General features: G+C 65.2%; 7 protein-coding genes. All 7 read right to left on the bottom strand.

Annotated elements, in window-relative coordinates; translation table 11 throughout:
• Positions 1–490 (bottom strand): BMP family ABC transporter substrate-binding protein (locus V7N12_RS13140; RefSeq protein ID WP_333715073.1); only part of this gene is annotated, 490 nt, incomplete at its 3' end.
• A gap of 28 nt (positions 491–518) precedes the next feature.
• Positions 519–1,433, bottom strand: a complete 915-nt coding sequence (locus V7N12_RS13135) for an ABC transporter permease (protein ID WP_333715072.1) — start codon at positions 1,431–1,433, stop codon at positions 519–521.
• Positions 1,434–1,458: 25 nt separating this feature from the next.
• Positions 1,459–1,830 carry a hypothetical protein gene (locus tag V7N12_RS13130; RefSeq protein WP_333715071.1) on the bottom strand — a complete coding sequence of 124 codons (372 nt, stop codon included), beginning with the start codon at positions 1,828–1,830 and terminating at the stop codon, positions 1,459–1,461.
• Positions 1,827–2,906: an ABC transporter permease gene (locus tag V7N12_RS13125; RefSeq protein ID WP_333715070.1), complete on the bottom strand. Its 1,080-nt coding sequence runs from the start codon at positions 2,904–2,906 to the stop codon at positions 1,827–1,829. Before V7N12_RS13125 ends, V7N12_RS13130 begins: the two co-directional genes overlap by 4 nt.
• A 54-nt stretch (positions 2,907–2,960) precedes the next feature.
• A complete protein-coding gene (locus V7N12_RS13120; RefSeq protein WP_333715069.1) occupies positions 2,961–4,484 on the bottom strand; it encodes an ABC transporter ATP-binding protein in 1,524 nt (507 codons plus the stop codon).
• Positions 4,481–5,221: a xanthine dehydrogenase accessory protein XdhC gene (xdhC, locus tag V7N12_RS13115; RefSeq protein ID WP_333715068.1), complete on the bottom strand. Its 741-nt coding sequence runs from the start codon at positions 5,219–5,221 to the stop codon at positions 4,481–4,483. Before xdhC ends, V7N12_RS13120 begins: the two co-directional genes overlap by 4 nt.
• Positions 5,218–6,765, bottom strand: a 1,548-nt coding sequence (locus V7N12_RS13110) for a xanthine dehydrogenase molybdopterin binding subunit (RefSeq protein WP_333715067.1), incomplete at its 5' end; no start/stop codon positions are given. The genes V7N12_RS13110 and xdhC, both read right to left, overlap by 4 nt.

Genomic DNA, 6,765 nt, shown 5'->3' with positions numbered 1-6,765 from the left:
CCTCGGGGATCGGGTAGGAGGCGATGTAGCCGATGATGTTGCTTTCGGTCATGTGGCCGGCGATGTGCCCCTGGATCGCGCGGCCTTCATAGAAGCGGGCCGAGTAGGTCGAGACGTTGTCGGCGCGCTTGTAGCCTGTGGCGTGCTCGAACTTCACGTCAGGGAACTGGGATGCGACCTCGATGGTCTGGTCCATGTAGCCGAAAGAGGTGGTGAAGATCAGGTCGGCACCCTGCAGCGCCATCTGGGTCATCACGCGCACGGCGTCGGGGCCTTCGGGCACGCTTTCGACATAGACGGTCTCGACCGCATCGCCGAAGTGCTCTTCGATGGCCAGACGGCCCTTGTCGTGTTCATAGGTCCAGCCGCCGTCGCCGATCGGCCCGACGTAGACGAACCCCACGGTGACGGGTTCATGCCCGTCGGCCGCAGCCCCTGTTGCCATGCCGAGTGCGAGGGTCGCACCGGTCAGAATTTTCTTCATTGTCATCGTTATCCCCTTGGTGGTGTTGATGCCTCTAGCGCGAGGCGTGGAAAGATTGCCCCAGTGACCCGGGCGTTCGTCCGGCACGCATAATAACAAGAACCGCGATCGTTGCCAGATAGGGGGCCATGGAAAGATAGGCGACCCCGATTGCGGCACCGGCTGCCTGCAGGTTCAACTGCAAAACGGTGACACCGCCGAACAAATAGGCACCCAGCAAAAGCCGCCACGGCCTCCAGCTTGCGAAGACGACGATGGCCAGCGCGATCCAGCCCGCGCCCGCGGTCATGCCTTCGGTCCATTGCGGCACGCGGACAAGGGACAGATAGGCCCCGCCAAGCCCCGCGCAGGCCCCGCCGAACATGATCGCCAGCAGCCGCACCCGCACGACGTGATAGCCCAGCGCATGGGCGGCCTCGTGGTTTTCACCCACCGCCCGCAGGATCAGGCCGGCGCGGCTGTATGTCAGGAAGGCCCAGACCCCGGCGACGATCAGGATGCCGACATAGACCATCGGATCATGCTGAAAGACGATCGGTCCGATGACGGGGATGTCGCCCAGAAGCGGGACGTGCCAGTCGGGAAAGTCGGGGGCCTTGATCCCGATATAGCCCTGTCCCAGCAGCGCCGAAAGGCCGAGCCCGAACAGCGTCAGCGCCAGCCCCGTGGCCACCTGATTGGATAGCATGAACTGCGTCAGCACCCCGAAGACCAGCGACAAGAGCGCGCCGCCGACAGCCGCCCCGATGAACCCCGCCCAGGGTGATCCGGTATTCACCGCCACCACGAAACCGCAGACGGCGCCGGTGATCATCATCCCCTCGACCCCGAGGTTCAGGACGCCTGCGCGCTCCACCACCAGCTCGCCGATGGCGGCCAGCAGGATCGGCGTCGCCGCCACCATGAGCGAGGCCAAAAGCAGGATCGGGTTGATCGACGACAGGTCCATCACAAAGCCCTTCGGTGATTGCGGGCTAAAGCCATTGCATGACCTCGTCCGGAAAGAGGGTGACCGCAACAAAGCCGATCAGCAGCGCGACGATCCAGCCGAAACGCACGACCCAATGCTTGCGCCGTTGCGGCGGTGTCGCAAGCTGCTGCCGCAGTCCCGCACCAAGGCCGGTTGCCTCGAACAGCCAGTCCGATACCCTGCGCAGGCGCTCGTAAAGCCAGACCGAGGCCAGCACCAGACCGGCGAGGATCGCTGTATAGGCGATGGCGATGGGCCAGCCGGTGATGCCCGCCAGTTGCACGGTATAACCAAGGACGATCCCGACAAGGAAGGCGATGACGGGCCGGAACACCGCCTCGATGATGTTTTCGCGCAAGGGGGCGGTGTCGGTCATGCCGGTTCTCCCTTGCCGATGCGGATGCGGTAATTGGTCAGCACGTCCACCGCGAGCAAGAAAAACAAGAGCATCCCCTGCAAAAGCTGGATCGCCGCCAGCGGCAAACCGAGGTTCGACTGCGCGATTTCGCCGCCGATATAGGTCAGCGCCATCAGCCCGCCCGCCAGCAGGATCCCGACGGGATGCAGGCGACCCAGAAAAGCCACGATGATCGCGGTAAAGCCGTAGCCCACGTTGAAGTCGATGCTGACCTGACCGGCGGGACCTGCGATCTCGAAAAGGCCCGCCATCCCGGCAAGCCCCCCCGACAGCCCCATGCAGATCAGGATCAGCCGCGCGGGGTTCACGCCCGCAAAGCGCGCGGCGCGCGGGCTTTGGCCCGACAGCCGCACATTGAAGCCGAAGATGTGACGCGACAGCGCGATATAGGCCACGATCACCGCGATGAAAGCCGTGATCACACCCCAATGCATCCCCGCGCTCCGGCTGATCCAGCTGGTGGCGCTGTCGTATTGCGCAAGGTTCCGGCTGCCGGGAAAGCCCATGCCATCAGGGTTGCGCAAGGCGCCAAGGGCCATCGAGGCCAGCAATTGCTCGGCCACATAGACCAGCATCAGCGAAACGAGGATTTCATTGGTGCCGAACCGGACCTTCAACACACCCGGGATCATCGCCCATGCAAAGCCGCCCAAGGCGCCCGCCACGACCATCAGCGGGAAGATGATGACGCTTTCGGTCGGATAAAAGGCCAGCCCCACCGCCGCACCGCAAAGCGCGCCGATGATGTATTGCCCCTCGGCCCCGATGTTCCAGATGCCTGCACGAAAGCCGAACGACAGGCCGATCGCGATCAACACCAAAGGCGCGCCCTTGATCAAAAGTTGCGGGCGATAGAACCACGCGAATTCCGAAAACAGCGGATCGAAGAAAATGGTGCGGATCGTCGCGAAGGGGTTCTGCCCGAGGGCGGCGAAGAGAATTCCGCCGACAAACATCGTCAGCAGCACCGCCAGCACCGGCGTCGCAAAGACCCATGCACGCGACGGCTGGGGGCGTTTCTCAAGTCTGATCATCGCGCGCACGCCCCCTGCCTCGCTTTGCGCGAAATACTCCCGCCGGAGGCATCCTTAGGCATCCACATGCGCGACCTCCATGTCATGTGCGCCGCCCAGCATCAGGCCGACCTCGTCGATGCTCAGCCCTTGGGCGGGGCGGGGGGCGGACAGCCGGCCTTCGTTCAGGGCGGCGAAGCGGTCGGAGATTTCCATCAATTCATCAAGATCCTGGCTGATAACGATCACCGCCGATCCCGTCGCGGCCAGATCCAGCAGTGCCTGCCGGATCGCAGCGGCGGCGGATGCATCGACGCCCCATGTCGGCTGGTTCACGACCAGGACCTCGGGGGCCTGCATGATCTCGCGTCCGATCACGAATTTCTGCAGGTTTCCGCCCGACAATGACCTTGCCGCGTTGTTGGGTCCGGGGGTGCGCACGTCGAACTGCTTGATCACCGCTTCGGCGAAGGCACGCGCCTTGCCCCATTGCAGAAAGCCGTGTCGGGTCAGCCCCTCGCGGGTGGTCGCCGTCAGGATCGCGTTTTCGGTCAGGCTCATGTCCGGGGCGGCGGCATGGCCCATGCGTTCCTCGGGGGCGGCCAGCAGCCCCGCCTTGCGCCTTGCATTGGGGGGCAGGTTGCCGATGCCCTTGCCCTTGTAGCGGATCATCTCGCGCCCTGTGCGCATTTCACCCGACAGGGCCGCGACCAATTCGTCCTGACCATTGCCCGCGACGCCGCCGATGCCCAGCACCTCGCCCTTCTTGACCTCGACCGTGATGTTGCGCAGCGGCGTGCCAAATCGGTGCGGGGCGGGGGCGGAAAGGTCATTCAGCGCCAGCACGACCGCGCCTTCCGGACGCGGGGCCTTTTCGGGGACGTGCAGTGTCGTGCCGACCATCAGTTCGGCCATGTCTCGGGCCGAGGTCGCGCGCGGATCGCAGGTGCCCACGACCTGACCCAGCCGCAGGACGGTGGCGGTGTCGCAAAGCGCGCGGATCTCTTCCAGCTTGTGCGAGATATAGAGGATCGCGGTGCCCTCTGCCGCCAGCTTGCGCAGGGTTTCGAACAGGATCTGCACCTCTTGCGGGGTCAGCACCGAGGTCGGCTCGTCCATGATCAAAAGCTTGGGGTCCTGCAACAGGCAGCGGATGATCTCGACCCGCTGGCGTTCCCCTGCCGAGAGATCGCCGACAATCCGGTCAGGGTCGAGCGGCAGGCCATAAAGGTCCGACACCTTGCGCACCTGTGCCGCGATTTCGGCCTGCCGTGGCGGGTTTTCCATGCCGAGCGCGATGTTCTCGGCCACGTTCATCGCATCGAAAAGCGAGAAATGCTGGAAGACCATCGCGATGCCGGATGCCCGCGCGATGCGCGGTTCGGCGGGGGCGAAGGGCTTGCCTTGCAGCGTCATGGTGCCGGCGTCTGGTTTCACCAGCCCGTAGATGGTTTTCACCAGCGTCGATTTGCCCGCGCCGTTCTCACCCAGAAGCGCGTGCACCTCGCCCTGTCCGATATCGAAGGATACATCCTTGTTCGCCACCACGCCGGGGTAGGCTTTGGTCAGACCGGAAAGGCGCAGAAGCGGTTCTGTCATGCGGAACGGTCCCTCGTGGCGCTGCGGGTGCGTGCGATCATGGCGGCCCCGACGCCAAGCGCAATCTCTGCGGGGTGTTTTCCAAGGCGCGGGTCGCCGATCGGGCAGGCGATGCGCGCGATTTGGGCAGGCGGGTGGCCAAGGGCGGCAAGACGGCTGCGAAAGCGCGCCCATTTCGTCGCCGATCCGATCAGCCCGATGCTGCCGAAGGGCCGCGACAGCAGCGCGTGACAAAGCGCAAGGTCGATCTCGTGGGAATAGGTCAGGATCAGGTGCTCGGCCGCGTCGGGGGCGTGATTGACGGCGCGGACGGGGTCTGCGGCGACAAGGGTCGTCACGCTGGTTTCGGGAAAGCGGTCGGGCGCGGTATCGACCCATGTGATCTCGAAATGCGGCAGAGGGGCCATGACGTGCACAATCGCGCGCCCCACATGGCCCGCCCCCCAGATCCAGAGCGGGCGGCGGTCGGGTGCGGACAGCGTCTCGGCCGCTTCATAAGACAGCGTGACCGATCCGCCGCAGCACTGGCCCAGCGCGGGACCCAAGGGGTAGGTGGCGGTGAAGCTTTCGCGCGCCTCGGCCAGCATCCGTCGCGCTTCGGCCATGGCCTCCCATTCCAGCGTGCCGCCGCCGATGGTGCCTTGCGTGCGGTCCGCCCAGACCAGCATCTGCGTGCCTGCCTCGCGCGGGACAGAGCCTGCGGTGCGGGTCACGGTGATGCGGATTGCGCTGCTCATCCGCGCGCCCTTTTGACGGCTGCCAGCACCGCCTCGGCTGTGGCGGGGGCTTGCAGGTCGGGGTAGGCGGGGCCGCAGGCCGCACAGGCATCGGACAGGGCAAGAAAGGCCGAGATGCCCAGCATGAAGGGTGGTTCGCCCACCGCCTTGGAGCGGTAGATCGTCTGCGCGGGGTTGGGTTGATCCCAAAGGGCCACGTTGAATACGTCGGGCCGGTCCGAGCAGGCGGGGATCTTGTAGGTCGAAGGCGCATGGGTGCGCAGGCGGCCTTTATCGTCCCAGACCAGTTCCTCGGTCGTCAGCCAGCCGGCACCCTGCACATAGGCCCCTTCGACCTGCCCGATATCCAGTGCGGGGTTCAGCGAGGCGCCCGCATCGTGCAGGATATCCGTGCGCAGGATGCGGTTCTCGCCGGTCAGCGTGTCGATGACGACCTCGGTGATGGCGGCCCCTTGGGCGAAGTAGAAGAAGGGCCGCCCCTCGCCCTTGATCCGGTCCCATGACAGGTCAGGCGTCTTGTAGAACCCCGTGGCGGACAGGCTGACGCGGTTGAGATAGGCGGTCCGGGCGGCTTCGGCGAAGGTCATGTCCACCCCGCCGACGGTGACCTTGCCGTCTGCGAAGTGCACGTCCTCGACCCGTGATTGATGCAGGTCTGCCAGACAGGCGGCAATCCGGTCGCGGATGGTGTCGCAGGCATTGGCAACGGCCATGCCGTTCAGGTCCGACCCCGAGGATGCGGCGGTGGCCGATGTATTGGGCACCTTGCCGGTGTCGGTGGCGGTGATCTTGACGTGGCTCACGTCGATCCCGAAACGGCTGGCGGCGACCTGTGCGACCTTCTGGAACAGGCCTTGCCCCATCTCGGTCCCGCCGTGGTTCATATGGACCGATCCGTCCTGATAGACATGCACCAGCGCCCCCGCCTGATTGAGGTGGGTCAGCGTGAAGGAGATCCCGAATTTGACCGGCGAAAAGCTGATGCCGCGCTTCAGGATCGGCTGTGCGGCGTTCCAGTCGGCAATTGCCGCGCGACGGCCCTGATAGTCGGCCATGGTCAGCAGGCTGTCCGTCATCTCGTGCAGGATGAAGTCGCTGACGGGCATGTGGTAGGGGGTGGTCTGCAGGGCAGCCTTGGGCGAGAATTCCCCGCCATAGCGTTGCGCGCCGCTGGGCCGTGGCGCGTCTGTTTCGGTCATCGCGGCATAGTAATTGCGCTGCCTGACCGTCACCGGATCAAGGCCGAGGGTGGCTGCGATGTGGTCCATCACCCGCTCGATCCCCAGCACGCCTTGCGGGCCGCCGAAGCCGCGAAAGGCGGTGGCGGATTGGGTATTGGTCTTCAGCCGGTGCGAGGTGATCCGCGCGGCGGGCAGGTGATAGGCATTGTCGGCATGCAGCATGGCGCGGTCGGCGACGGGGATCGAGAGGTCCAGCGCCCAGCCGCAGCGTGTGATTTGCGTAAAGTCGATGCCGGTGATGCGGCCTTCGCCGTCGAACCCCACGTCATAGCCGATGCGGAAATCATGCCGCTTGCCGGTGAT

Source organism: Yoonia sp. (assembly GCF_036770585.1).
Lineage (GTDB): Bacteria > Pseudomonadota > Alphaproteobacteria > Rhodobacterales > Rhodobacteraceae > Yoonia.
The sequence above is the reverse complement of the archived record's forward strand: the minus strand, read 5'-3'. Positions and strand labels throughout refer to the sequence as shown.